Raw genomic sequence first — 24,012 nt, forward strand, 5'->3', positions numbered from 1 at the left:
CTTTCCCTCGACATCCGTATCGCCGCTGCCCGCGCGGCGGGTTCAGCGAAAGACCGAGAATCGCACATTTTCAAGGCAGGGCCGCATTGAGCCCGCCATCCGGCGCCATCGCGCACTCCGGTCCCTTGTTTTGACCGGACCATCTGGTAATGAGAACTGAAGCGTCGGCCCGGCCGCTGCGGCGACGACGACGCAATTTCGGACAGGTAGGGTTAAGGAGCCCTCAACAGAGCGCGAAAAGGCGAGGAGCATGCCCAGGAAGAAGCCACTGGTCGTCGTGACACGCAAACTGCCCGACGTCGTCGAGACGCGGATGCGCGAGCTGTTCGAGACGCGCCTCAACGAAGCCGACAGGCCGCTGAGCCAGGCCGAGCTGGTCGAGGCGGTGAAGACGGCCGACGTGGTGGTGCCGACGGTCACCGACCGCATCGACTCCGCCGTCCTGTCCCAGGCCGGCCCCAATCTCAAGCTGATCGCCAATTTCGGCAATGGCGTCGACAATATCGACGTCATCACCGCCAACAATCGCGGCATCACGGTCACCAACACGCCGGGCGTCCTGACCGAGGACACGGCCGACATGACCATGGCGCTGATGCTCGGCGTGCCGCGCCGCATCGCCGAAGGCATCAAGGTGCTGGAGCATGGCGAGTGGAGCGGCTGGTCGCCGACCTGGATGCTCGGCCGGCGGATCTGGGGCAAGCGGCTCGGCATCATCGGCATGGGCCGCATCGGCCAGGCCGTGGCCCGGCGCGCCAAGGCCTTCGGCATGTCGATCCACTACCACAACCGCCGGAGGGTCTCCGAGGCGGTGGAAGAGTCGCTCGAGGCGACCTACTGGGAAAGCCTCGACCAGATGCTGGCGCGCATGGACGTCGTGTCCATCCACTGCCCGCATACCCCGGCGACCTATCACCTGCTCTCGGCCCGGAGGCTGAAGCTGATGAAGCCGGAAGCCTATATCGTCAACACCGCGCGCGGCGAGGTGATCGACGAGGCCGCCCTCATCCGTCAGCTCGATGCCGGCCAGCTCGCCGGTGCCGGCCTCGACGTGTTCGAGCACGAGCCGGCGGTCAACCCGAAGCTGGTCGCCTCCAACAAGGTGGTGCTGCTGCCGCATATGGGATCGGCAACGGTCGAGGGCCGCGTCGACATGGGCGAGAAGGTCATCATCAACATCAAGACCTTCATGGACGGCCACCGTCCGCCGGATCGCGTCCTGCCGTCCATGCTGTGAGGATGAGGGACGGGGGAACCCGTCCCTGCCCGTCCTTTTGATGGCCGTCTTCAGGCCTCGCCGGGCTCGTAACGCTTCCACAGGGCCTTGTCGCCCATGCCCGAGATGAAGCCGGCATGGGCCTCAATCTCGGCCGCCGTGAGGCGCGGCGCCAGCGGCACGGGGCGCGGCTGGGCGCGCGTGCGCTCATGGACGACGGTGTCCGTGCGCGTTTCCTCCTCGGCGCTGAAGGCAAGGCCCGCCTGCTTGCCGCCGATCAGCTCGATATAGACCTCTGCCAGGATCTCGGAGTCGAGCAACGCGCCGTGCTTGGTCCGGCGCGAATTGTCGATGCCGTAGCGCGAGCACAGCGCATCCAGCGAGGCCGGCGAGCCGGGATGCTTGCGCCGGGCGATCGCCAGCGTGTCGAGCACCTGCGCCGGCGGGATCGGCCCCATGCCGACGCGCGACAGCTCCATGTTGATGAAGCCCATGTCGAACGAGGCGTTGTGGATCACCAGCACCGCGTCGCCGACGAAATCCAGGAACTCCTGCGCGACTTCGGCGAATTTCGGCTTGTCGGCCAGAAACTCCGTCGACAGCCCGTGCACGTTGAACGCCTCCAGCGGCACGTCGCGCTCGGGATTGATGTAGACGTGATAGGTGCGGCCCGTCGGCACGTGGTTGATCAGCTCGACGCCGCCGATTTCCACAAGGCGGTCGCCGTTCCTGGGATCAAGGCCGGTCGTTTCCGTATCGAAGGCGATTTCCCGCAAGGTTGAGGTCCCCGTTTTCGTGCCGGCCGGCCCGCAAGGCGGCCGATATCAGTGTCTCAGATCAGGCCCGGCCGCGACAGCAAGGCGCATGGCGACATGCCGTCACCCACCGGTTTTCCCCAGCTGATACCCGGTTGATCAACCGCTTTTGCGCGGTTTGTGCGCGCGCTTTTCCTCAGGCAAGGGCGGCGACGGCCCGCAGGACCGCGCCGACCGCGCGGCGCGCGGGCTCCAGCCCCTTACCCGTATCGATGAGGAAATGAGCCCGGCGACGCTTTTCCGCGTCCGGCATCTGCTTGGCGAGGATGCCTTCGAGGCGCGCCTCGCTCATGCCGGGGCGGGCGAGCACCCGCTCGCGCTGGACCTCGGCCGAGGCGGTGACGACGACGGCGGCCCGCACGCGGCGCTCGCCGCCCGTCTCGAACAGCAGCGGAATGTCGAGTACGGCGACACGGCAGCCCCGGCGCGCGGCATCCTGAAGAAAGGCGTTTTCCGCCTCGCGCACCAGCGGGTGCACGATCGCCTCCAGCCGCTTCATCTCGTCCGGCTTGCCGATCACCCGTTCGCCGAGCCGGACACGGTCGACGGTGCCGTCCACGACGGTGCCGGGAAACCCGGCCTCGATCAGCGGCGCCGCCTTGCCGGAATAGAGCCGATGTACGGCCGCATCCGCGTCGTAGACCGCGGCACCGGCCTCGGCGAACATGCGCGCCGTCGTGCTCTTGCCCATGCCGATGGAGCCGGTGAGGCCGAGGACGATCACGCAGCCACTCCCAGATCCGCGAGCAGAAGGGCGCGCAGCTCGTCGGTCACCTGCGGGCGCACACCGAACCAGCGTTCGAAGGAAGGCACCGCCTGGTGCAGCAACATGCCGAGCCCGTCGACCACCGGGTTGCCCCTGGCCCGTGCCGCCGCAAGCAGCGGCGTTTCCAGCGGCGCATAGACCGCATCCGTCACCAGCGCGGAGACGGGAAGCGTGGAGAGGTCGATCTCCAGCGGCGGCTGGCCCTGCATGCCGAGCGAGGTCGTGTTGACGAGCAACCCGGCGCTCCCCAGAAGACTGGTGAGTTCTCCCCAGTCGGCAGCCTTCGAGTCGGACCCGAAACGGGCGCAGAGTTCTTCGGCTTTCGACCTTGTGCGATTGACGATTGTCACGGTTTTCACACCGCGCGATAGCAAGGCCCAGACAATGGCACGGGCCGCCCCTCCGGCGCCCAGGACCACCGCCTCGCGCAGGCCCTCGTCCCAACCGGGCGCCATCTGGTCGAGATTGCCAAGAAAGCCGAGGCCGTCGGTGTTGGCGCCGTGCACACGGCCGTCTCCCTCCACCCACAACAGGTTGACCGCGCCCATCGCGCGGGCCGCCTCGTCGAGGGTCGCGCAGACCTCGGCAGCCGCCTCCTTGTTGGGCACCGTCACGTTGCAGCCGACGAGACCCTGGTCGCCAAGAGACTCGTAGAAGCAATGGGCTTCATCCGGCGCCACGGCGATGCGCTCGTAGGTGCCATCGATGCCGTGAAGGGCGAGCCAGTGGTTGTGGATCAGCGGCGAGCGGGAATGGCTGACGGGATAGCCGGTGATCGCGGCACGGCGCGTCATGTCTCGACTGCTCCCATCTCGCGCAGCTGCTTCAACAGCGGCAGGAGCGGAAGACCGAGCACGGTGAAATAGTCGCCCTCAATGGCCTCGAAGAGCTGCACGCCGCGCCCCTCGAGCTGATAGGCGCCGACGCTCGACAGGACGATATCGCCGGTGGCGGCGAGATAACGGCCGACGAATTCCGGGCCGAAAGGCCACATCTTCATGTGCACGGTCGCGGTACCGCACCACACGGTCTCGCCGTTGAGGGCGATCGCGGCCGAGGAATGCAGCTGATGGCGCTTGCCGGACATGGCGAGAAGCTGACGGCGGGCCGCCTCCATATCCTCGGGCTTGGTCAGGCGGCGGCCGTCGAACTCGAGCACCTGGTCGGCGCCGATGACCAGGGCCCCGGGATTGCGGGCGCTCGTTTCCTGAGCCTTGGCCTCGGCCAGAACCCGGGCGATGTCCTCCGGAGGAAAGCCGGCCTCCAGCAGCGGCGCCTCGACGGCGCGCTCGTCCACCTGTGCCGGGTCGACCCGGAAGGCAAGGCCGGCATTGGCGAGCAGCTCGGCCCTGATCCGGCTGCCGCTGGCGAGAATGATGTCGGTCATGAACCCATCCGCAAGCTGTTGAAGGCCGCTTCAGGCGATATCAGGCCACGCCGCCGTTTGCCAGAGTGCTCTTGTGAGCCCGGTACAAGCTCATGATTTCCGCGGCGGTTTCCTCGATGGAGCGGCGGGTGACATCGATCAGGGGCCAGCCGTGCTCGGCGCAGATCTTGCGCGTTACCGCGATCTCACGGGCTATCACCCGGCGGTCGACATAGGTCTCGTTCTCGAAGCCGCCCGCGTTCAGCGTGAGAATGCGGTTCTGCCGCACCTGCTGGATGCGCTCCACCGAGGCGACCACGGCAACCACCATCGCCCGGCGCAGCTCGCCGAGTTGGCGGGGCAGGGGGATGTCTGGAACGATGGGAATGTTCGCCGCCTTGATGCCGCGATTGGCCAGATAGATGCAGGTCGGCGTTTTCGAGGTGCGGCTGACGCCCAGAAGCACCACATCCGCCTCGTCGAGATTGTCCGGGATCTGCCCGTCGTCATGCAGCATGGTAAAATTGAGCGCCTCGATGCGATGGAAGTAGTCGGCATCGAGCGCGTGCTGGCCGCCGATACGGCCGGTCAGGCGGACATTGAGATAGGACTGGAAGACCGCGAAGACCGGCGAGAGGATGTTCACGCAAGGAACGCCGGCAGCCCGCGCCGCCTGCTCCAGGCGGCCGGCCAGCTCCGGGTCGACCAGCGTGTAGAGGACGATGCCCGGCGCATGCTCGATCTCGTCGAGCGCATGGTCGAGCTGCCGCGTCGAACGCACCAGCGGATAGACATGCTCGATCGCCTGCACGTCCTCGTACTGGGCCGTCGCGGCGCGTGCCACCGTCATCAAAGTTTCACCGGTGGAGTCCGAAACCATGTGCAGGTGGAAGAAGTTACGAGTCTTACCCAAGCTGTTATCCCCTGCCCGCGGCGTTTGTGCTGGTTAGTGTGGTCAAACAGGCCCTTTCGAGGCCGGACCCGCAAAACCATGCCCGAAGCGCGAAAACAATCAACACTGCACAGGCGGGCAAGAGCCGGAGACGGAAGGATCGCCCATAACGGGGAAAACCGGATTGTTCTTCGCCCGTCCCCAGATTGTTCGACCGTGCCTTAAAGGTTAACAGATGGTTAACAAAGCTTCAGTCGTCTGATTTGAAAGCGAAATCCGGGTTATCACCATCATGGGGAAAAGGGCTTATGCCCGAAACCCCTCGACAGGCAGTGAGCGAACAGGTCATGTGGAGCCGTGTCGACAACCGATAATCCCGGTTGTCCAGTGCCAAACAAAAACAACAGAATCCTCTTTCAAGGATTCTTTTCTTTTTTAAAGGGGGTCTCGTGTCTCAGACGGCGTCGCGACGGATCATGCAGGTGCTGGCCGGCGAAAGGCTCTGGCCGCCTCCGATCTGGATGATGAGACAGGCCGGCCGGTATCTTCCCGAGTACCGTGCCACCCGTTCAAAAAGAGTTAACTTTCTTGAATTTTGTTACGACGTAGAGCTTGCAACGGAAGTCACTTTGCAGCCCATCCGGCGCTACGGCTTCGACGCATCGATTCTCTTCTCGGACATTTTCGTGGTTCCCGATGCGCTCGGATATCCCGTTCGCTTCGAGGAAGGGCGCGGACCGGTGCTGGAACCGCTCAGCGACAAGCTCGTCGGCAATCTCGATCAGAGGCGCGCGGTCGGGCATCTCGACCCCGTCATCGAGATCGTGGCGCGCCTGCGCCGGGAACTCCCGGACGAGGTGACGCTGCTTGGCTTCTGCGGAGCCCCCTGGACGGTCGCCTGCTACTCCGTGGCCGGTCACACCACCCAGGAGCAAACGGCCGCCAGGATCGGCGCCTATCGCGATCCTGAGCTGATGCAAGCCTTCATCGACCAGCTGGTCACCGCCTCCATCGATTATCTGGTGCGGCAGTTGAAGGCCGGCGCCGACGCGGTGCAGATCTTCGACACCTGGGCGGGCGTCCTGGATGACGAGGGTTTCCGCCGCTGGTCGATCGCGCCGACGCGGGCAATCGTCGACGGCGTTCGCGCGGCCGTGCCGGGCGCGCGCATCATCGGCTTCCCGAAAGCCTCAAGCTCGCGGCTGGCGGATTACATCGCGGGAACGGGCGTCGATGCGGTCGGCCTCGACTGGACCGTGCCGGGCGGGCTTGCCCGCGAGATCCAGAAGCTGGTTCCGGTGCAGGGAAATCTCGACCCGATGCGGCTCGTGGCCGGTGGCCGGGCGCTGGACGAGGGCGTCGACCAGGTGCTTGCGACACTTGGACAGGGTCCGCTCGTCTTCAATCTGGGGCATGGAGTGACACCGGACGCGGATCCGGAGAACGTCGCGCGCATGATCGAACGCGTGCGTCAGGCTCCCGATCCTCTCGAAGCGTCCTGACGGCTGCCAGGGCCTGGCCCTGGCAGAATTCCCTCTGGAAACGGATGATCGATGCTCTATCTCTGGCTGAAAGCTCTGCACATCATCTCGGTCATCGCGTGGATGGCCGCGATGTTCTACCTGCCGCGGCTTTTCGTCTATCACGCGGAGACAGTGCCGGGCACGCCGCAGAGCGAGACCTTCAAGGTCATGGAACGGCGCCTTCTCAAGGCGATCATGACGCCGGCTATGATCTCGTCCTGGATCTTCGGCCTGTGGGTTGCCTATGAGGGCGGGTTCTTCTCGTCGGGCTGGCTGCATGCCAAGCTGATGCTGGTTTTCGTGATGAGCGGATTGCACGGTTACCTTGCGCGCTGCGTGCGCCAATTTGCCGCGGATGCCAACACGCACAGCTCTCGCCACTATCGGATCGTCAACGAAGTGCCGACCGTACTTATGGTGCTGATCGTGATTCTGGTGGTGATCAAGCCGTTTTGAGCGGTTAAGCTGTGATAACCCTGCGTCGGGCGGAGAGGGTTAGTCTTGCGCCCGACGTGACAATATTGCGAGCACTCGACGAATGGTGCTTGCCCTGACGAATTTAAAAATGTAGATTCCGTCAACCTCACATCCTGCGGGCATGGTGTTGGCGAAGTTCCGGAGCGGCGGTCTTGACCCGCGTGCGAAACCGGAACTGGAGAAGCACCAGGTCGGAACGACAGCTCCGATTGTCGACCCGCAGCCATTCCCTTTTCCTGATGATCCGGGTTGCCCATATGCGGCGCGGGATCACACGCATCTACCTCTCCACCCCTCTAGCAGAAGACCATCCATTGCCCATGCGGGAAATGAAACTCTCAGATCTGAAGATCAAGACGCCGACCGAACTCCTTGCTTTCGCCGAGGAACATGAGGTCGAGAACGCCAGCACCATGCGCAAGCAGGAGCTGATGTTCGCCATCCTCAAGCAGCTGGCTGCCCAGGACGTCGACATTATCGGCGAGGGTGTCGTCGAAGTGCTGCAGGACGGTTTCGGTTTCCTGCGTTCGCCGGACGCGAACTATCTGCCGGGCCCCGATGACATCTACATCTCGCCGTCGCAGATCCGTCGCTTCTCGCTGAGGACGGGCGACACGGTCGAAGGCGAGATCCGCAGCCCCAAGGAAGGCGAACGCTATTTCGCGCTTCTCAAGGTCAACAAGATCAATTTCGAAGACCCCGAGAAGGCGCGCCACAAGGTCCATTTCGACAACCTGACCCCGCTCTATCCCGATGAGCGGCTGAAGATGGAAGTCGAGAACCCGACCAGCAAGGATTTCTCCTCGCGCGTGATCGATCTGGTCGCCCCGCTCGGCAAGGGCCAGCGCGCGCTGATCACCGCGCCGCCGCGGACCGGCAAGACGGTGTTCCTGCAGAACATCGCCAAGTCCATCACCACCAACCATCCCGAATGCTACCTGATCGTGCTGCTCATCGACGAGCGGCCGGAGGAAGTGACGGACATGCAGCGCACGGTGAACGGCGAAGTGGTGTCGTCCACGTTCGATGAGCCGGCGGTGCGTCACGTCCAGGTGGCCGAGATGGTCATCGAGAAGGCGAAGCGCCTGGTCGAGCACGGCCGCGACGTGGTCATTCTGCTGGACTCGATCACTCGCCTCGGCCGCGCCTACAACACCGTCGTCCCGTCCTCGGGCAAGGTGCTGACCGGCGGTGTCGATGCCAACGCGCTGCAGCGCCCGAAGCGCTTCTTCGGTGCGGCCCGTAACATCGAGGAGGGCGGCTCGCTGACGATCATCGCGACCGCGCTGATCGATACCGGCAGCCGCATGGACGAGGTCATCTTCGAAGAGTTCAAGGGCACCGGCAACTCGGAGATCATCCTGGACCGCAAGATCTCCGACAAGCGCGTGTTCCCGGCCATCGACATCCAGCGTTCGGGCACCCGCAAGGAAGAGCTCCTTGTCGAGCCGGTGAACCTGAAGAAGATGTTCGTCCTGCGCCGTATCCTCAATCCGATGGGTACCGTCGACGCCATCGAGTTCCTGCTCGACAAGCTGCGTCAGACCAAGTCGAACGACGATTTCTTCGACAGCATGAACACCTGACGGAGCGGGGTGGGGCACGGCCCCGCGCCATCTTGAAAGATTCACGTGAAACACCCGCGGATGCCGAATGGCTTCCGCGGGTGTTGCTTTTCAAGGCCCGCATGTTTCACGTGAATCAGGTCGATTCGGAGATGGAACGATGACGAACTTCACACGCTTGCGTCCGGGCGACGGCAGCCTGGTGATCGAGACGGAGAGGTTGCTGCTACGGCCCTGGACCGACGAAGACCGGGAGCCCTTTGCAGCCATGACCGCGGATCCGGAGGTGATGCGCTATTTTCCCTCCGTGCTTGATCGGCAGGAAAGCGACGCCTTGATCGAGACTGCGCGCCAGCGAAGCCGCGAGGACGGGTTCTGCTTCCAGCCGGTGGTTGTCAGGCAGAGCGGCGCTTTCATCGGCTTCGTCGGGCTCAGCCGGCCACGCTACGCGGTGCCCTTTGCGCCGTGCGTCGAGGTCGGCTGGCGATTGGCCCGGTCGGCATGGGGCATGGGCTATGCGAGCGAGGCGGCCCGTGCCTGGCTTCGATTCGGTTTCGAAACTCTGGGCCTTGAAGAGATCGTCTCCTTCACCACGGTGACGAATTCTCCTTCAAGGCGCGTGATGGACCGTCTCGGCATGCAGCGGGACGAGCATGGCGACTTCGATCACCCGCTCCTTCCCATCGGGCACCCGCTGATGCGCCATGTGCTTTATCGCCTGAAGGCGGAGCGGTGGCGGGAAATGCAGGCGGGCATATGACCGGCTGGCACGTCTCCTAAAAGGCTCTTGTTCTCGGTACCAGGAGCTGGATGAGCGCCGCCTCGATATCTGCTGCCTCGGTCACGGGCGCGCTGCACGCGCCCTGCCGGCAGAGATAGAGCGTAGGTCGGCCGTCTTTCGCGCTCTTCCCCTCCATCGGATGGCCAGCGGGGAAGGGATGACCGGTCGGGACCTCCAGGCGGAGGACGGCGGGGTCGGCAAGACCCGCCACCGCGCGGCGCAAGGCCATCGCACCATCCGACGCATCGCCCTCTACGGGCACGACCAGGACCGCCAGCAACGCATTGACGCCGGTGTCCATGGCGCTCAGCAGGCTTGCGGTCCCGAAGACATTGCCGGCGATCTCGGATCCGAACCGCGTTACGATGGCTTCGGAGCGGGCCTCCGCATCCTGGTCTCCGGTCAGATGCCAAAGACGCTGCAGCGCTTCTGCGGCAACGCCATTGGCATTCGGCACGGCCTCGTCCATCGGGGAGAGGGGGCGCAGGATGACGTCGCCGGCATCCACGGACGACAGGTAATAGCCGCCACCTTCGGCGGCAAAGTCCCGATCCAGCTGCGCGGCGAGGTCCTTCGCGTCGGCCAGGAACCGATTCGCCTCCGATATGGAGGCCGAGGTTTCGGCCAGCGTGATCGCGGCTTTCATCATCATGGCAAGATCGCTGGCAAAACCGGGCCGGGTGCTTCGACCATCCCGCCAGGCATGAGCCATCCGTCCGGTGTCGTCGCGCATCTCCTCCATGACGAACCGGTAGGCTCCGAGCGCGAGCCGTCGCCAGGATTCACGTGAAACACCGGCGATGCGGAAGATGTACTCGGCCTCGGCAAGGCCCGCGATCATCAGCCCGTTCCAGTCGGCCAGAACCTTGTCGTCGCGACCGGGGCGCACCCGTGTCTCGCGCGCGGCGAGAAGCGTATGGCGGGCCTGGGCGAAGCGTGTGAGCACGTTGCCCCCGTCGTCCTCCGGCGGTATCAGGCGGTTGGGGATGCTCGAGCCTTCGAAGTTGCCCGGAGCGGTGATGTCGTAGGCTTCGCAGAAGAGCAGGGCCTCTTCGGTCTCGCCCAGGACTGCGGCGACCTGGTTGGGCGTCCAGACATAGAAGCGTCCCTCTTCGCCCTCGCTGTCGGCATCGAGGCTGGCGGCGAAGGCCGGGCCGTTCATCATCTCGCGCTGCAGCCAGGCGACCGTCTCGTCGAGTCGGGTCCGGAACAGTTCGGCGACCGGCGGAGCCAGACCGGGGAGGGCGAGCGCCCGGGCAAGGTGGGAGACGTATTGCGCATTGTCGTAGAGCATCTTCTCGAAATGCGGCACCAGCCAACGCTCGTCGACGGAGTAGCGCGCAAGGCCGCCGCCGATATGATCGTAGATGCCGCCGTTGCTCATGCGCTCGAGCGTGAGGATGCAGGTGCGCAGGGTCTCGGCGTCGCCGGTTCGCAGGCTTGTGCGCCAGACGAGCTCGCTGACGCAGGCTTGCGGGAATTTCGGTGCACCGCGAATGCCGCCATGGGTCTTGTCGTAAAGACCGGCCAGACGCTGCCCGGCGGTGATCGGCAGGTCCGCCGGCAGGCGGGCGGTCGCGCCGAGCGGCGCCTTGCGGAGGTGGTCCATCAAGGCCTTGCGGTTGGTATCGATTCGCCCCCGGTCCGTTCGGTACATGCCGGCGATGGCTTCGAGAACATCGGTAAACCCCGGCCGGCCCCAGCGGGCGGTCTTGGGGAAATAGGTCCCGCCCCAGAACGGCTCGGCCTCGCTGGTAAGGAACATCGTAAGGGGCCAGCCGCCCTGTTCGCCGAGGGCATGCAGGGCGCTCATGTAGATCTGGTCGATGTCCGGGCGCTCCTCCCGGTCGACCTTGATGTTGACGAAGAGGCGGTTCATCACCTCCGCCACGTCCGGGTCTTCGAAGCTCTCGTGCGCCATGACATGGCACCAGTGGCACGCCGCATATCCGACGGAGAGCAGGATCGGCTTGTCCGTGGCGCGGGCCTCGGCCAGCGCCTCCGGTCCCCAGGGCCGCCAGGCGACGGGATTGTCCTTGTGCTGGAGCAGATAGGGGCTGGTGGCGTCGGCCAGACGGTTGTCGGTCATGGACCTCTCCGATATCAGGGCATGAGCGTGATGCGTCGGAGGTCCGACGCGCACTCGCCATCTCGTGTCTGGAAAGCTAGGTCAGTCGATGCCGGGAGCCAAGGGAAAGCCGATGGATGAGGCAGGGATTCGAACCCTCGGAAGCGGGGCAGGCGGGGATACGATCTTCGCCCTGTCCAGCGGGCCGGTGCCGGCTGGCGTCGCGGTAATCCGGCTTTCCGGCCCGCGCACACGATTCGCCCTCGAAACGATCTGCGGTGCCTGTCCCGCCCCGCGGCGGGCATCCTTGCGCGACCTCCGGCGACCGGCCGATGGCGCGGTGATCGACCGGGCCCTGGTGCTGTGGTTTCCCGGGCCGGCCAGCTTTACCGGGGAGGACGTTGCCGAACTCCATTGCCATGGCGGGCGGGCCGTGGTCGCCGCCGTTCTTGAGATGCTAGCCATGGTGCCGGGATGCCGGATGGCAGAGCAGGGGGAGTTTACCCGCCGGGCCTTCGACAATGACCGCATGGATCTTCTGGAGGTGGAGGGCCTTGCCGATCTCATTGCAGCCGAGACGGAGGCCCAGCGGCGTCTGGCGATGAGCCAGGCCGGGGGCGCGCTGGCCGCCATCTACGACGGCTGGCGGGACCGGCTGACCCGGGCGCGGGCCTTGATCGAGGCGGAGTTCGATTTTGCCGACGAGGAGGATGTGCCGGACGATGTTTCGGCCGCGGTGTGGGAAGAGGTCGCGCGCCTGCGGGTCGAAATCGCCCGGCACCTGGAGCGGTCGCAGCGGGCCGAGCGGCTGCGCAGCGGCGTGCAGGTGGTGCTGCTCGGCGCGCCGAATGCCGGCAAGTCGAGCCTGCTGAACGCGCTTGCGCGCCGGGACGTTGCCATCGTCACCGAGGAGGCAGGCACGACCCGGGACGTCATCGAGGTGCATATGGACCTCGACGGCTATCCGGTGACGCTGGTCGATACGGCGGGGCTGCGCGAGGAGGCGGGTCTGGTCGAGCGCGAGGGCATTCGCCGGGCACTGGCCCGCGCCGGGGATGCGGACCTGCTGCTGTGGCTGGTGGCGCCGCAGACGGATGCATCGGGTACGGTGACGGGTCCGCCGGAGGGTTCGACCGCGCTGTGGCGGATCGAGACCAAGGCCGATGCGGGAGAGATCTGGCCGGACGCCGGAACCGGGGAGCAAGCGTTCCGCCTGTCGGTTCGCAGCGGCGAAGGGGTCGACGCATTGATGTCCGCGCTGGCAGCTTTTGCCGCCGCGCATGTCGGCGGGCTGGACGAGCCGCTGGCTGCGCGGGAGCGGCACCGGCGGCATCTGGAAGTGTGCCTGGCGGCTTTGGGAGATGCGTTGGTCGAGCGGCGGTCGTTGGAAATCCGTGCCGAAGACCTGCGCCGGGCCGGGGAGTCGCTCGGACGAATTGCCGGCCGTGTCGGTGTAGAGGACCTGCTGGACGTGATTTTCCGCGAATTTTGTATCGGGAAGTAAACGAGCGTTTCACGTGAAACAGCAGGAATCGAGGATCGATTCAAAACCGTAATGAAGACTCATCCGAAACGGATGGCCGAAGCGAGCTTGCATTGCTGCTTGTCTTTGACCGGCGCGCCGGTTTTCGGGTATCACCAGCCTCACGAGTTATCCACGCAAGGGCGAGGTCGCGGGCCTTCTTCTCCGCTGCCGCCCTGAGATCCCGGGCCCGATTTTTGCCGGCTCGGGCAGAGGCCAAAACACATGACCAGGATGAAGGGCGGATCCGCCGCCGAGCCTGTCTTCGATGTGATCGTCATCGGTGGCGGTCATGCCGGCTGCGAGGCCGCGAGCGCAAGCGCGCGGATGGGCGCACGCACGGCGCTGGTCACCCACAGCTTCTCCACAATCGGCGTGATGTCCTGCAACCCGGCTATCGGGGGCTTGGGCAAGGGGCATCTGGTGCGCGAGGTCGATGCACTGGACGGGCTGATGGGCCGGGTGGCCGATCGCGCCGGCATCCAGTTCCGCCTGCTCAACCGGCGCAAGGGACCGGCCGTGCGCGGGCCGCGAGCCCAGGCCGACCGCAAGCTCTATCGCGAGGCGATGCAGGAGGCGATCCGCGAGACCGCCAATCTGGAGGTCGTCGAAGGGGAGGCGGCCGGACTGACCACGGCGGGCGGGCATGTCAGCGCGGTGATGCTGGCGGACGGGCGACGGCTCATCGCGGGCGCCGTGGTGCTGACCACGGGCACCTTCCTGCGCGGTGTCATTCATATCGGCGAGCGCAAGATCGCTGCCGGCCGGGCAGACGAGGCGCCCTCGAACCTGCTGTCTGCCTCGCTGCTCTCGCACGGGTTCGAACTGGGGCGGCTCAAGACCGGCACGCCGGCGCGTCTCGACGGGCGCACGATCCATTGGGACCGGCTGGAAGAGCAGAAGGGCGATTCGGATCCGGAACCATTTTCGGAGCTGACCGAGGCGATCACCACGCCGCAGGTCTCGTGCCATATCACCCGCACGACGCTGCGCACCCACGACATCATCCGGGAGAACCTGCATCGCTCGGCGATGTATTCCGGCGAGATCGTCGGCCGGGGGCCTCGCTACTGTCCCTCCATCGAGGACAAGGTGGTCCGCTTCGGCGACCGCGATGGCCATCAGGTTTTCCTGGAGCCGGAAGGGCTCGACGATCCGACCGTCTATCCGAACGGGATCTCGACCTCGCTGCCGGAGGATGCGCAGCTTGCATTCCTGCGGACCATTCCCGGGCTCGAGGACGTCGCCGTGCTGCGGCCGGGCTATGCCATCGAATACGATCACATCGATCCGCGCGAGCTGGGCCGCACGCTAGAAACGCGCCGGGTCGGAGGGCTGTTCCTGGCCGGCCAGATCAACGGTACCACGGGCTATGAGGAAGCGGCCGCGCAGGGCCTTGTCGCGGGGCTGAACGCGGCCTTGAAGGCCGGCGGCAAGGCACCGGTCGTCTTCGGCCGGGACAAGGGCTATCTCGGCGTGATGATCGACGATCTTGTGACCTGCGGCGTCAACGAGCCCTATCGCATGTTCACCTCGCGCGCCGAGTACCGGCTGTCGCTGCGGGCGGACAATGCCGACCAACGCCTGACGCCGATCGGCATGGAGATCGGCTGCGTGTCGGCCGAGCGCGCTGCGCGCTTCGAGGCGAAGTGCCGGGACCTGGCGCGGGCGCGCGAGGTGCTGTCTGGGCTGGTGGTGACCCCGGAAGAGGGGAGGCGCGCGGGCCTGCCGATCAACCAGGACGGCGTGCGCCGCTCGGCCTTCGAGCTGCTGTCCTATCCCGATATCGACCTCGACAAGCTGGCCGGCGTGTGGCCGCAGGAGATCGGTGCGCTGGATCCGAAGATCGGCGCGCAAGTGGCGATCGACGCGCTCTATGCGGTCTATCTCAAGCGGCAGGAGGCCGACATCGACGCGCTGCGCCGGGATGAAGACCTGATGCTGCCGGCGGGCCTCGACTATGCGCTGGTCAAGGGCCTGTCCAATGAGGCGCGGCAGAAGCTCGAGGCCGCTCGGCCCGAAACGCTGGGACAGGCGGCGCGGATCGACGGGGTGACGCCGGCAGCGCTGACGCTGCTGCTGTCGCATGTGCGCAAGGCGGAGAAAGCGGTGTCGCGTGCCGGTGGCCGGGAGGCCGTGGCATGAGCCGGCCGGCGCGGCTCGCCGTCGAGGACGGCCCGGAAGTGCTTCACGGAATTTTCGAAGTTTCACGTGAAACAGTGGAGCGCTTGACCACTTACGTGAATTTGCTCCTGCACTGGCAGAAGGCGCAGAACCTGGTGGCGCCCTCGACCCTGCCGGAGGCCTGGCGGCGGCATGTGGCCGACAGCCTGCAAGTGGTGGCGATGGCGCCCGACGCAGCGCGTTGGGCGGATCTGGGCAGCGGCGCCGGCTTTCCCGGGCTAGTAACGGCGATGGTGCAGATGGAGCGTCTGCCCGGGGCGCATGTCCACCTGATCGAGAGCAACAGCCGCAAGGCCGCGTTCCTGCGCACGGTGATCCGCGAGACCGGCTGCCCGGCGACGGTGCATGCCTCGCGGATCGAGGACGTGTCGGGAGAGCTTGCGGGCGAGATCGACGCGGTATCGGCGCGGGCGCTGGCCGATCTTTCCGAGCTGCTGGCCTATACGGAGCCCTTCCAGAATCACGGCGCGCCTGCGATTTTCCACAAAGGAAAAAATTTCCGCGACGAGGTCGCGCGTGCCGCTCACGCTTGGGAGTTCGATCTGGTAGAAAGGGAGAGCCTCATCGATCCCGACAGCCGGCTCCTCATGATCTCGGGGCTAAGGCCACGCGGCGCGACAGGGAAAGGCCAGACCGGATGAGCATGCTTCCTCAGTCTCCACGCGTCCTCGCGCTTGCCAACCAGAAGGGCGGCGTCGGCAAGACGACAACGGCCATCAATCTGGGAACGGCGCTTGCGGCCATCGGCGAGCGGGTGCTGGTGATCGATCTCGATCCCCAGGGCAACGCCTCGACCGGCCTCGGCATCGACCGGCGCAACCGCGACCTTTCCACCTACGACGTGCTGATCGGCGATTGTTCGCTGGCCGAAACGATCCAGGACACGGCGGTGCCGCGTCTGTGGGTCGCCCCGTCGACCATGGATCTGCTCGGCGTCGAGCTGGAGATCGCCAGCCGCTCCGACCGGGCGCACCGGCTGCGCAAGGCGATCTCCGAGCTGGCAGGGCAGGGGCGTCAGGCCGCGCCTGCGGATTTCACCTATGTGCTGATCGACTGCCCGCCCTCGCTCAACCTTCTGACCATCAACGCGCTGTCCGCGAGCCACTCGATCCTGGTGCCGCTGCAATGCGAGTTCTTCGCGCTGGAGGGTCTCAGCCAGCTGCTCAGCACGGTGGAGCAGGTGAAGGCGGCGCTGAACCCGGAACTGTCGATCCACGGCATCGTCCTGACCATGTATGACAGCCGCAACAACCTTTCCGCCCAGGTGGTCGCCGATGTGCGCGAGACCATGGGCGATGCGGTCTACGACACGATCATCCCGCGCAATGTGCGGGTGTCCGAGGCGCCGTCCTACGGCAAGCCGGCGCTGCTCTACGATCTGAAATGCTCCGGCAGCCAGGCCTATCTGCGTCTGGCCTCGGAAATCATTCAGCGCGAGCGTACGCTGCGCGGCGTTGCCGCATGACGATTCGGATGCGCAACGGTTCGGCGGCCGACAACAAGAACAGGCAATGACGATGGCGGATGACGACAGCGGAAAGAAGAAGCGGCTGGGCCGGGGGCTCGCCGCGCTGATCGGCGAAGTGGGAACGGAGCCGCCGGCGGACCCGCGTCCGCCCCGCGACACGCGCCGGGTGCCGATCGAGTTCCTGACCGCCAATCCGCGCAACCCGCGCAAGACCTTTACCGAAAGCGACCTGGAAGACCTGACCAGCTCGGTGCGCGAAAAGGGCATCGTGCAGCCGCTTCTGGTGCGCCCGGTGGCGGGCCGCGACAATGCCTATGAGATCATCGCCGGCGAGCGCCGCTGGCGGGCCGCGCAGCGCGCCGGCCTGCACATGGTGCCGGTGGTGGTGCGCGAGGTCACCGACCAGGAAGCCCTGGAGCTGGCGATCATCGAGAACGTCCAGCGCGCCGATCTCAATCCTATCGAGGAGGGGCTCGGCTACGACCAGCTGGTGCAGGAGTTCTCCTACAGCCAGAGCGAGCTGGCGAAGGTCATCGGCAAGAGCCGCAGCCATGTGGCGAACACGCTGCGCCTGCTGAAGCTGCCGAACTCGGTCAAGGACTACCTCGCGGAGGGCCTGCTGACCGCCGGCCATGCGCGCGCGCTGATCACGGCGCAGGACCCGGCCGCCCTGGCCGAGCTGATTGTCGAGAAGGGGCTGAACGTCCGCGAGGCGGAGAAGCTCGCACAGGACCCGCAGGCGCTTTCCCGGACGAATGCCGGCAAGGCGGCGAAGCCGGAGAAGGATGCCGATACCAAGGCGCTGGAAAAGCGGCTGACGGATACGCTGGGCCTGAAGATCGCCATTGCCCACAAGCAGGACAAGGGCGCGGGCGAGCTCAAGATCAAGTATGCCTCGCTCGAACAGCTCGACGAAATCTGCCGGTTGCTCGGCGTTCAGGGCTGATCGATTCGGAAGCGGTTCGACCCGCTCCCGAAGAAGTGATTTTCAGATAAATATCTGATTTCAAAGAAGAATTAATGACCCCGCATAGGCTTGTGCGGGGTCATTGCGTATCGATTGCGTCGTCGGCTTCCAGGATGCGGCGCAGGCGCGTGAAGGCGAGACGGATGCGCGACTTCACGGTGCCGAGCGGCAGGCCGGTCTCCTCGGCGATCTGGCTGTGCGACAGGCCGGAGAAAAAGGCGCGACGGATCAGGTCCGCCTGTTCCTCGGGAAGCTCCTTCATCGCTTCGCGCACGCGGTCCTCGCGGGTGCGCGCATCGAGCTCCTCGTCCTGGTCTTCCGGCACGGGCGGCCGCAGGCTCGGATCCTCGGGATCGAGCAGGGCGGAGCGGTCGCGGCGCAGGGAATCGATCCGCCGGTTGCGGGCGATGCGGAACAGCCAGGTTGCGGCAGTGGCGCGACTTGCGTCAAAAAGTCCCGCCTTGCGCCAGAGGGTGATCATCACCTCCTGGGTGAGTTCCTCGGCGGTGGCGGCCTCCGACCCCAGGCGCATCAGATAGGCCTTGAGGCGCGGCGCGAAATGATCGAACAGCTCGGCAAAGGCCGTGCGGTCGCGGTCTAGCGCAACCCGCTCGATAAGCCGGGAGAAACGGTCGTCGCCGGTCACGCGCACGCTACTCCCGTCCGCATCCGGCCGAAACGCATCCGACATGTCGGGTTGGCCTGACTCATCTGTCTTTCTTCGTCCGGGTCTGTGTGCTGCGACAGGGGTTCCGATAGCTACTGTCCAAATAGCGGATGTCGGGCATTGCGTCGATGTGCATATGCCGGCCGGACGCCTCCTCCTAACATCAGACCGGGCAGGGCGGTTTCGTCAATCCCCGGAAGGGGTAAGGACAGCTTGGCAAAAGTGTCACACTCTTGCCCGATTTGTGCGGCCAGCGTGCGCCATCCAGTGATCGTAGCGGGTTTGCGAAGCTGCCTGTCGGCTTTTCGAGTTTATCAACCCTTTCGTAACCTGCTGGGCGATAACCTTAAGACAAGGTGACGATTGCTCAGCAAATTCGATCCATTCCGGATAGTTAGCAGTAGCGGTTTAGGAGATGATGCAAGCAAGAACGCTCTTCCCGGCTCTTCTGGCACTCGTCCTCACGGGCGCGTCGGCGCATGCCCAGACGCCGACTCTTGTCAGTCAGCACAATAATTGGGACGCCTACTCCTATGGCGGTTCCAAGGGCAAGGTGTGCTATGCCTTGTCCAAGCCGACCAAGCTCTCGCCGAGCGATCGCAATCACGGAGATGTGTTCTTCTTCGTGTCGAACCGGCCTGGCGAGAACGTCAACAACGAGCCCAGCGTGATCGTCGGTTACGCCTTCAAGGAACAGTCGTCGGTTTCCGTCGACGTGGACGGCCAGAAGTTCACGATGTTCACGAAGAACGACGGCGCCTGGATGGCCAACGCGACCGAAGAGCGCCAGCTCGTCGCCGCGATGAAGGCCGGTCGTGGCATGGTCGTTACCGGCGTTTCGGCGCGCGGTACGCAGACCACCTACGAGTTCTCCCTGTCGGGCATCACGGCTGCGGTCACCGCCGCGGACAGGGCCTGCCAGTAGCGCCTGCAAGCAAGCCAGGATGTCCGGCCGGTGGCCGGGCCCTTCCGAGCCAGCATACCCCTTCGGAGCGACCCCGCTCCGCGCGGGGTGCATGCGCTTTGGGGCTCACAAACGGCCCGGCTTGCTGTATAAGACCCCCGAAACACGAACCGTCTCGCCCTTAGCTAAGGGGCGGGACGGTTCGGGCGTTTCCGGACTGCGGTCTTCGGCTCCGGCATGGGGCGGAAGCAGATCAGGACCGGACAGCACCGGCGGCAGCCAGCTTGGTGCCGCCTTTTCGGCGTTTGCGGAAGAGGGCGGGCGGACCGCATCCTTTCAGGGCGCCCCGGCAAACCCACGTCATCACGGACCGACGACATGAGCCTGATGCAGCACGACACCGCAACCAGCACGCCCGAGGACGCCCCGGCAGCTTCCGTGGCCGCGCAGGTCCCTTCCGTGGCGCAAGCGCCCGGAGACAAGCCTGTGCTGATCGGGCTCGACCGCACGGAGCTGGCCGAAGCGCTGGCCGGCATCGGTGTGCCCGAACGGCAGCTGCGCATGCGCGTCGCCCAGCTGTGGCATTGGCTCTATGTGCGCGGAGCGTCGGACTTTTCCGACATGACCAACATCGCCAAGGACCTTCGCGCGAAGATGGCCGAGGCCTTCAGCATCCGCCGCCCGGAGATGGTGTCTGAGCAGATCTCCAGCGACGGCACGCGCAAGTGGCTGTTCCGCTTCCCCCCGCGCGGAGCCGGCCGTCCGGTCGAGATCGAGACCGTCTATATTCCCGAGGAGGGGCGCGGGACGCTCTGCGTGTCCTCGCAGGTCGGCTGCACGCTGACCTGCACCTTCTGCCATACGGGCACGCAGCGCCTGGTGCGCAACCTGACGGCGGAAGAGATCCTTGCCCAGATCCTGGTCGCCCGCGACCGGCTCGGCGACTTCCCCAAGGGAGAGACACCCGCGGGAGCGGCCGTGCCGAGCGAGGGGCGCCTCGTCACCAACATCGTGATGATGGGCATGGGCGAGCCGCTCTATAACTTCGACAACGTCAAGAAGGCGCTGCTGATCGCTTCGGACGGCGAGGGCCTGTCGCTGTCGAAGCGCCGCATCACCCTGTCGACCTCCGGCGTGGTGCCGATGATCGAGCGCACCGGCGCGGAAATCGGCTGCATGCTGGCGATCTCGCTGCACGCGGTGCGCGACGAGCTGCGCGACGAGCTGGTGCCGATCAACAAGAAGTGGAACATCGCCGAGCTGCTGGGCGCCTGCCGGGCCTATCCGGGGCTGAACAATGCCCGCCGCATCACGTTCGAATACGTGATGCTGAAGGGCGTCAACGACAGCCTCGCGGATGCGCGCGAACTGGTGCGCCTGCTCAAGGGCATTCCGGCGAAGATCAACCTCATCCCGTTCAATCCCTGGCCGGGCTCTCCCTACGAATGCTCCGACTGGGAGCAGATCGAGGCCTTTGCCGAGGTGGTGAACCGGGCGGGCTATGCCTCGCCCATCCGCACGCCGCGCGGCCGCGACATCTTCGCGGCCTGCGGCCAGCTCAAGTCGGAATCCGAGCGCATGCGCGCCCGGGACCGGGCAGCGGCGGAAACCGCTGCGGCTGCGAGCTAGGCGATGGTCGACGGCGGGCAGCTGCTGGCCCAGTCCATCCGCATCGTGCTGGGGCTGATCCTCGCTTTTCTGGCGGCGGCGGCCTTCGTTGCCTTCGGCCTGCTGCGCGGGCTCGCGGATCCGTCGGGAGATCCGGTGGTGGTCGGCATGACCTTCGGCTGGTCGCTGGTGGGTGCGAGCGTGATCGGCGGCCTGGCCTTCGTGCCGGCGCTCGTGGCGATCGCCATTGCAGAGCTGATGCGACTGCGCGGGGTTGTCTTCCACCTGGCGGCAGGCGGCGCCATTGCCACCTTCCTGTGGTGGTCCGGCGAGGGGCCGGGAGGCCCGCATGCGGACATCCGGCCGGGGACGCTGATCGCCGCGGCGACCGGCTTCATGGCCGGTTTCGTCTATTGGCTGATCGCCGGGCGCCAGTCCGGCTGCTGGCGCGTGCCGCCGTCTTCCGGCGCTTCGACCCGGCCCTGATCATTCCTCACGCAGATTGAAGACCGCGTGCGGCGCGGCGCTGCTGCGCCCGGCGGACGACCGGAGAGGCCGGCGCCTCGGCTGCAGCCTCGTCGATCAGCCGGTCGGAGGCGGTCTCCACCTGCTCGACGAGCCGGGCATGGAACGTCTCGATGTCGAGGCCCGGCATGATCGGCGGCAGGAATTCCACCACCACTGTTCCAGGATAGAGGCACCAGCCGCGGCGGGGCCAGAAGATGCCGGAGTTCAGCGCGACGGGCAGGACCGGTGCGCTGAGCGAGCGGTAGAGATGGGCGACGCCGTATTTGTAGCGCGGCTCCTCGCCGGCACCCCTGCGGGTTCCTTCGGGAAATATCAGGATCTGGCGGTTCTCGGCGACGGCCTCGCGGGCACGCTCCGTCATGGCGGCAAGCGCGGCCGAGCGCTTGCCCCGGTTCACCGGGATCTGGCGGAATTTCGCCGTGTACCAGCCGAAGATCGGGATGTAGCGCAGCTCCCGTTTCAGCACGTAGGTGGGCGAGGGGAAGAGCGGCAAAAGGGCAAAGGTCTCCCAGGCCGACTGGTGCTTGGCCGCGACGATGTAGCCCCCTTGCGGAATGTTCTCCAGGCCGCGGTACTCGACCTTCATGCCGACGATCCATTTCAGCAGGAACAGCTCGACCCTTGCCCAGAACGGCACCAGCGGCCAGCCGAGGCGGCGCGGCAGCAGGAAGACCGGCGAGCCGAGGATCATCAGGACGAAGGTGCTGAGGTAGAACAGGACCTGGAACACAAGCGAGCGAAGAAGCAGCATCGATCTCAACCGGTTGCGGGACGGGCTGACCGGGCCCGCACACGGGCACCTTGCGGCCATGGTGCCGCGCGGACCGCTTCGCTGGCAAGTCGCGAGGCCGGTGCCATCAGGGCGCCGACGTTTCCATAACCGCGATACGCGCCCAGGCAAGCAGATATTTCAGGTGCTCGCGGGCAAGCAGCAGCGTTGTGCGGGGATCTTCGAACCAGCGATCGAAGGCGAGATCCGCCGTCTGCACCGGCACGGGCACCAGATCCAGATCCGACATGGTCGAGTTCAGCTCGAGCAGGGCGCGGGGCATGTGATAGGCGCTGGTGACCACCAGCAGGCGCGAAAAGCCGTTTTCCCGGGCCCATTTCGCGGTCTCGGACGCGTTTTCCAGCGTGTTGTTGGCATTGCGGTCGAGATCGACGCAGCAGGAGAACAGCGACAGGTCGCTCGCCGTGGAACTGACGATCTGTTTCGGGGTGGTCTCGGGATGCACGCCGGAGATCAGCAGCCGTTCGGCATTGCCGGCCTGCAGGAGGTTCAGCGCGTGTTTGACCCGTTCGCTGCCGCCGGTCAGCACGACGATCGCGTCGGCGCGGGCCGCGTCGTTGTTCTGGTAGCCGGCGACGGTGGCCGCAAAGCGCAGGAAGGAGCCGCCATAGAAGGCAAGACCGGCGACGAGGAACCCGCAGACCAGGATGCGCAGCAGCCGTCGCCCGCGCGAACGGGAACGCCCGGCCGTGGACCGGTCGGCCCCGGCCGTACCCTCGGCCGCGGTGTGCTGATCGTCCTGCGAACTCATCGGCTGAGCCTGCCCCTCGGCCTTCCTTTCACGCGGTCTGATATCCGCCTGGCGGGCGGATGCAAGAGGGCGAATCGCTTGCATGCGTCTCTCGGCTAACTAAGGCGCAAGCCGGCCGGATTTTCCACCCCCGCGCGCACGAGGGTGCGGGGATGGGGGCGGAGTTCCGCCGGCAGGTGCCGACATTTTTCCATGCCAGAGCTTCGCGGCAGCAAAATGTTGGAAACGCGGCGTCGCCAAGGGCGCAAAAGGGAGCCTGCCGCTGGCCTTAGCGCATCATCGCGGCGAAAGCGCGCAGGGAGGCGGCAAGGCGCTGCCGCAGGCCGACCGCGCGGGCACGGACCGCATCGGCGGCCCCGTCATAGGCGCTGCGCCAGCGGGCGGCGCGCGCCTCCGCGCCCGGTACGCGCCAGAGAAGATGATGCACGCCGAGGATCACCAGCAGCGTCAGGCACCATGAAATCAGCGTGTCTGAGAGGAAGTGACCGCCGAAGGCGACGCGGTTGGCCGACAGGATCACGGCGAGCGGCAGGACGACCGCGAGGATCGCTCGGCGCCAGGACGGCGGCGCGAGGAAAGCCAGCGTCACCAGCCAGAGACTGGAGGAGGCCTCGCCCGACACGAAAGAGCAGTTGGTGTCGCAGTGGTTCGTCATCTGCCAGACGCGGACATAGGGCGCATCGCCGCCGAACAGGTCCACCGCATTGGGCCGGGGGCGGCCCCAGTTGTTCTTCAGCACCGCATTGACCAGGAGGCCGGGGCCGAGGATCAGCGTCGACAACAGGAAGACCGGTGCGCGCAGCGGCAGGCGCCGCGACAGCGGCGCGACGACGAAGGGCCACAGCAGGATCGCGACGCACAGGATGGCGATCAGCTTGACCAGGAAGGGGCCGAGTTCGCGCAGCCGCTGCAGGAAGGGGGTCTGCGACAGGACGAAACCGCCGGCCGGGTCGTGGAAGAGGCGCGAGGCGGCGATATCGACGGCAGGAAAGGCCAGGAAGAAGAGCGACAGGACGATCAGGCAGCCGGTCGCCGCAAGGGCAAGCGCTCGGGTTTCTCCACCTGCGAGCCGCGCGACGAAACCCGTCTGCTTGCGGGCAGAGGGCGGAGCCGGGGAGGGCGCAGGCGAGGGGGGCGTATCTGTCATCGAACCT

At 65.9% G+C, this 24,012-nt stretch carries 23 protein-coding genes; 13 read left to right on the forward strand and 10 right to left on the reverse strand.

The window, feature by feature from the left end; translation table 11 throughout:
• The first annotated feature begins 250 nt into the window (after positions 1 to 250).
• The gene (locus ACVJ6E_RS16560) at positions 251 to 1,237 is read left to right on the forward strand and encodes a 2-hydroxyacid dehydrogenase (RefSeq protein WP_067338418.1); all 987 of its coding nucleotides are present in this window, start codon (positions 251 to 253) and stop codon (positions 1,235 to 1,237) included.
• 50 nt (positions 1,238 to 1,287) lie between these two features.
• Here the strand turns inward: ACVJ6E_RS16560 and dnaQ are convergent, their stop codons facing one another.
• The 5 genes from dnaQ to ACVJ6E_RS16585 all read right to left on the reverse strand — a co-directional run bounded on the left by dnaQ (position 1,288) and on the right by ACVJ6E_RS16585 (position 5,076).
• Positions 1,288 to 1,992, reverse strand: a complete 705-nt coding sequence (gene dnaQ, locus ACVJ6E_RS16565; protein ID WP_120269919.1) for a DNA polymerase III subunit epsilon — start codon at positions 1,990 to 1,992, stop codon at positions 1,288 to 1,290.
• Positions 1,993 to 2,167: 175 nt separating this feature from the next.
• The gene (gene coaE, locus ACVJ6E_RS16570) at positions 2,168 to 2,755 is read right to left on the reverse strand and encodes a dephospho-CoA kinase (protein WP_120269920.1); all 588 of its coding nucleotides are present in this window, start codon (positions 2,753 to 2,755) and stop codon (positions 2,168 to 2,170) included.
• A complete protein-coding gene (locus ACVJ6E_RS16575) occupies positions 2,752 to 3,591 on the reverse strand; it encodes a shikimate dehydrogenase (RefSeq protein WP_120269921.1) in 840 nt (279 codons plus the stop codon). The genes coaE and ACVJ6E_RS16575 overlap by 4 nt, the downstream gene beginning before the upstream one ends.
• Complete coding sequence (locus ACVJ6E_RS16580; RefSeq protein WP_120269922.1) at positions 3,588 to 4,184, reverse strand: Maf family protein; 597 nt, start codon at positions 4,182 to 4,184, stop codon at positions 3,588 to 3,590. Before ACVJ6E_RS16580 ends, ACVJ6E_RS16575 begins: the two co-directional genes overlap by 4 nt.
• A 40-nt stretch (positions 4,185 to 4,224) precedes the next feature.
• Complete coding sequence (locus ACVJ6E_RS16585) at positions 4,225 to 5,076, reverse strand: pyruvate, water dikinase regulatory protein (protein WP_120269923.1); 852 nt, start codon at positions 5,074 to 5,076, stop codon at positions 4,225 to 4,227.
• Between the two features lie 455 nt (positions 5,077 to 5,531).
• Here ACVJ6E_RS16585 and hemE point away from each other — a divergent pair, with 455 nt between their 5' ends.
• The 4 genes from hemE to ACVJ6E_RS16605 all read left to right on the forward strand — a co-directional run bounded on the left by hemE (position 5,532) and on the right by ACVJ6E_RS16605 (position 9,380).
• On the forward strand, positions 5,532 to 6,557 hold the full coding sequence (gene hemE / locus ACVJ6E_RS16590; RefSeq protein ID WP_120269924.1) for a uroporphyrinogen decarboxylase: 1,026 nt from the start codon (positions 5,532 to 5,534) through the stop codon (positions 6,555 to 6,557).
• A gap of 51 nt (positions 6,558 to 6,608) precedes the next feature.
• A complete protein-coding gene (gene hemJ / locus ACVJ6E_RS16595) occupies positions 6,609 to 7,034 on the forward strand; it encodes a protoporphyrinogen oxidase HemJ (RefSeq protein ID WP_067224530.1) in 426 nt (141 codons plus the stop codon).
• Positions 7,035 to 7,375: 341 nt separating this feature from the next.
• Positions 7,376 to 8,641, forward strand: coding sequence for a transcription termination factor Rho (rho, locus tag ACVJ6E_RS16600; RefSeq protein ID WP_067224528.1), 1,266 nt, complete (start codon positions 7,376 to 7,378; stop codon positions 8,639 to 8,641).
• Between the two features lie 67 nt (positions 8,642 to 8,708).
• Positions 8,709 to 9,380 (forward strand): GNAT family N-acetyltransferase, encoded by a 672-nt coding sequence (locus tag ACVJ6E_RS16605; protein WP_491676487.1) that lies wholly within the window; start codon positions 8,709 to 8,711, stop codon positions 9,378 to 9,380.
• Positions 9,381 to 9,396: 16 nt separating this feature from the next.
• Here the strand turns inward: ACVJ6E_RS16605 and ACVJ6E_RS16610 are convergent, their stop codons facing one another.
• The gene (locus ACVJ6E_RS16610) at positions 9,397 to 11,490 is read right to left on the reverse strand and encodes a thioredoxin domain-containing protein (RefSeq protein WP_120269926.1); all 2,094 of its coding nucleotides are present in this window, start codon (positions 11,488 to 11,490) and stop codon (positions 9,397 to 9,399) included.
• Positions 11,491 to 11,602: 112 nt separating this feature from the next.
• On the opposite strand from ACVJ6E_RS16610, the gene mnmE reads away from it, so the two are divergent.
• From mnmE to ACVJ6E_RS16635, 5 genes are all read left to right on the forward strand, one after another.
• The gene (gene mnmE / locus ACVJ6E_RS16615) at positions 11,603 to 12,973 is read left to right on the forward strand and encodes a tRNA uridine-5-carboxymethylaminomethyl(34) synthesis GTPase MnmE (protein ID WP_120269927.1); all 1,371 of its coding nucleotides are present in this window, start codon (positions 11,603 to 11,605) and stop codon (positions 12,971 to 12,973) included.
• A 243-nt stretch (positions 12,974 to 13,216) separates the two neighbouring features.
• Positions 13,217 to 15,136, forward strand: a complete 1,920-nt coding sequence (gene mnmG, locus ACVJ6E_RS16620; protein WP_491676488.1) for a tRNA uridine-5-carboxymethylaminomethyl(34) synthesis enzyme MnmG — start codon at positions 13,217 to 13,219, stop codon at positions 15,134 to 15,136.
• Positions 15,133 to 15,816 carry a 16S rRNA (guanine(527)-N(7))-methyltransferase RsmG gene (rsmG, locus tag ACVJ6E_RS16625; protein WP_097174360.1) on the forward strand — a complete coding sequence of 228 codons (684 nt, stop codon included), beginning with the start codon at positions 15,133 to 15,135 and terminating at the stop codon, positions 15,814 to 15,816. Before mnmG ends, rsmG begins: the two co-directional genes overlap by 4 nt.
• Positions 15,813 to 16,640 (forward strand): ParA family protein, encoded by an 828-nt coding sequence (locus ACVJ6E_RS16630; RefSeq protein WP_120269929.1) that lies wholly within the window; start codon positions 15,813 to 15,815, stop codon positions 16,638 to 16,640. The genes rsmG and ACVJ6E_RS16630 overlap by 4 nt, the downstream gene beginning before the upstream one ends.
• A gap of 52 nt (positions 16,641 to 16,692) precedes the next feature.
• The gene (locus ACVJ6E_RS16635; RefSeq protein WP_120270206.1) at positions 16,693 to 17,589 is read left to right on the forward strand and encodes a ParB/RepB/Spo0J family partition protein; all 897 of its coding nucleotides are present in this window, start codon (positions 16,693 to 16,695) and stop codon (positions 17,587 to 17,589) included.
• 100 nt (positions 17,590 to 17,689) lie between these two features.
• Here the strand turns inward: ACVJ6E_RS16635 and ACVJ6E_RS16640 are convergent, their stop codons facing one another.
• A complete protein-coding gene (locus ACVJ6E_RS16640) occupies positions 17,690 to 18,301 on the reverse strand; it encodes a sigma-70 family RNA polymerase sigma factor (protein ID WP_120269930.1) in 612 nt (203 codons plus the stop codon).
• Positions 18,302 to 18,695: 394 nt separating this feature from the next.
• Here ACVJ6E_RS16640 and ACVJ6E_RS16645 point away from each other — a divergent pair, with 394 nt between their 5' ends.
• The 3 genes from ACVJ6E_RS16645 (at position 18,696) to ACVJ6E_RS16655 (ending at position 21,275) form a co-directional block, all read left to right on the forward strand.
• Positions 18,696 to 19,202: an invasion associated locus B family protein gene (locus ACVJ6E_RS16645; RefSeq protein ID WP_208996808.1), complete on the forward strand. Its 507-nt coding sequence runs from the start codon at positions 18,696 to 18,698 to the stop codon at positions 19,200 to 19,202.
• Between the two features lie 357 nt (positions 19,203 to 19,559).
• Complete coding sequence (gene rlmN, locus ACVJ6E_RS16650) at positions 19,560 to 20,810, forward strand: dual-specificity RNA methyltransferase RlmN (RefSeq protein ID WP_185926347.1); 1,251 nt, start codon at positions 19,560 to 19,562, stop codon at positions 20,808 to 20,810.
• Between the two features lie 3 nt (positions 20,811 to 20,813).
• Positions 20,814 to 21,275 (forward strand): translation initiation factor IF-3, encoded by a 462-nt coding sequence (locus ACVJ6E_RS16655; protein WP_120269931.1) that lies wholly within the window; start codon positions 20,814 to 20,816, stop codon positions 21,273 to 21,275.
• A 7-nt stretch (positions 21,276 to 21,282) separates the two neighbouring features.
• On the opposite strand, the gene ACVJ6E_RS16660 is transcribed toward ACVJ6E_RS16655, so the two are convergent.
• From ACVJ6E_RS16660 to ACVJ6E_RS16670, 3 genes are all read right to left on the reverse strand, one after another.
• Positions 21,283 to 22,068, reverse strand: a complete 786-nt coding sequence (locus tag ACVJ6E_RS16660; RefSeq protein ID WP_120269932.1) for a lysophospholipid acyltransferase family protein — start codon at positions 22,066 to 22,068, stop codon at positions 21,283 to 21,285.
• Positions 22,069 to 22,174: 106 nt separating this feature from the next.
• Positions 22,175 to 22,858 (reverse strand): YdcF family protein, encoded by a 684-nt coding sequence (locus ACVJ6E_RS16665; RefSeq protein ID WP_120269933.1) that lies wholly within the window; start codon positions 22,856 to 22,858, stop codon positions 22,175 to 22,177.
• Positions 22,859 to 23,126: 268 nt separating this feature from the next.
• Positions 23,127 to 24,005 carry a phosphatase PAP2 family protein gene (locus ACVJ6E_RS16670; RefSeq protein ID WP_120269934.1) on the reverse strand — a complete coding sequence of 293 codons (879 nt, stop codon included), beginning with the start codon at positions 24,003 to 24,005 and terminating at the stop codon, positions 23,127 to 23,129.
• Positions 24,006 to 24,012 lie beyond the last annotated feature (7 nt).

It is taken from the genome of Stappia sp. G46H5W (genome assembly GCF_058448995.1).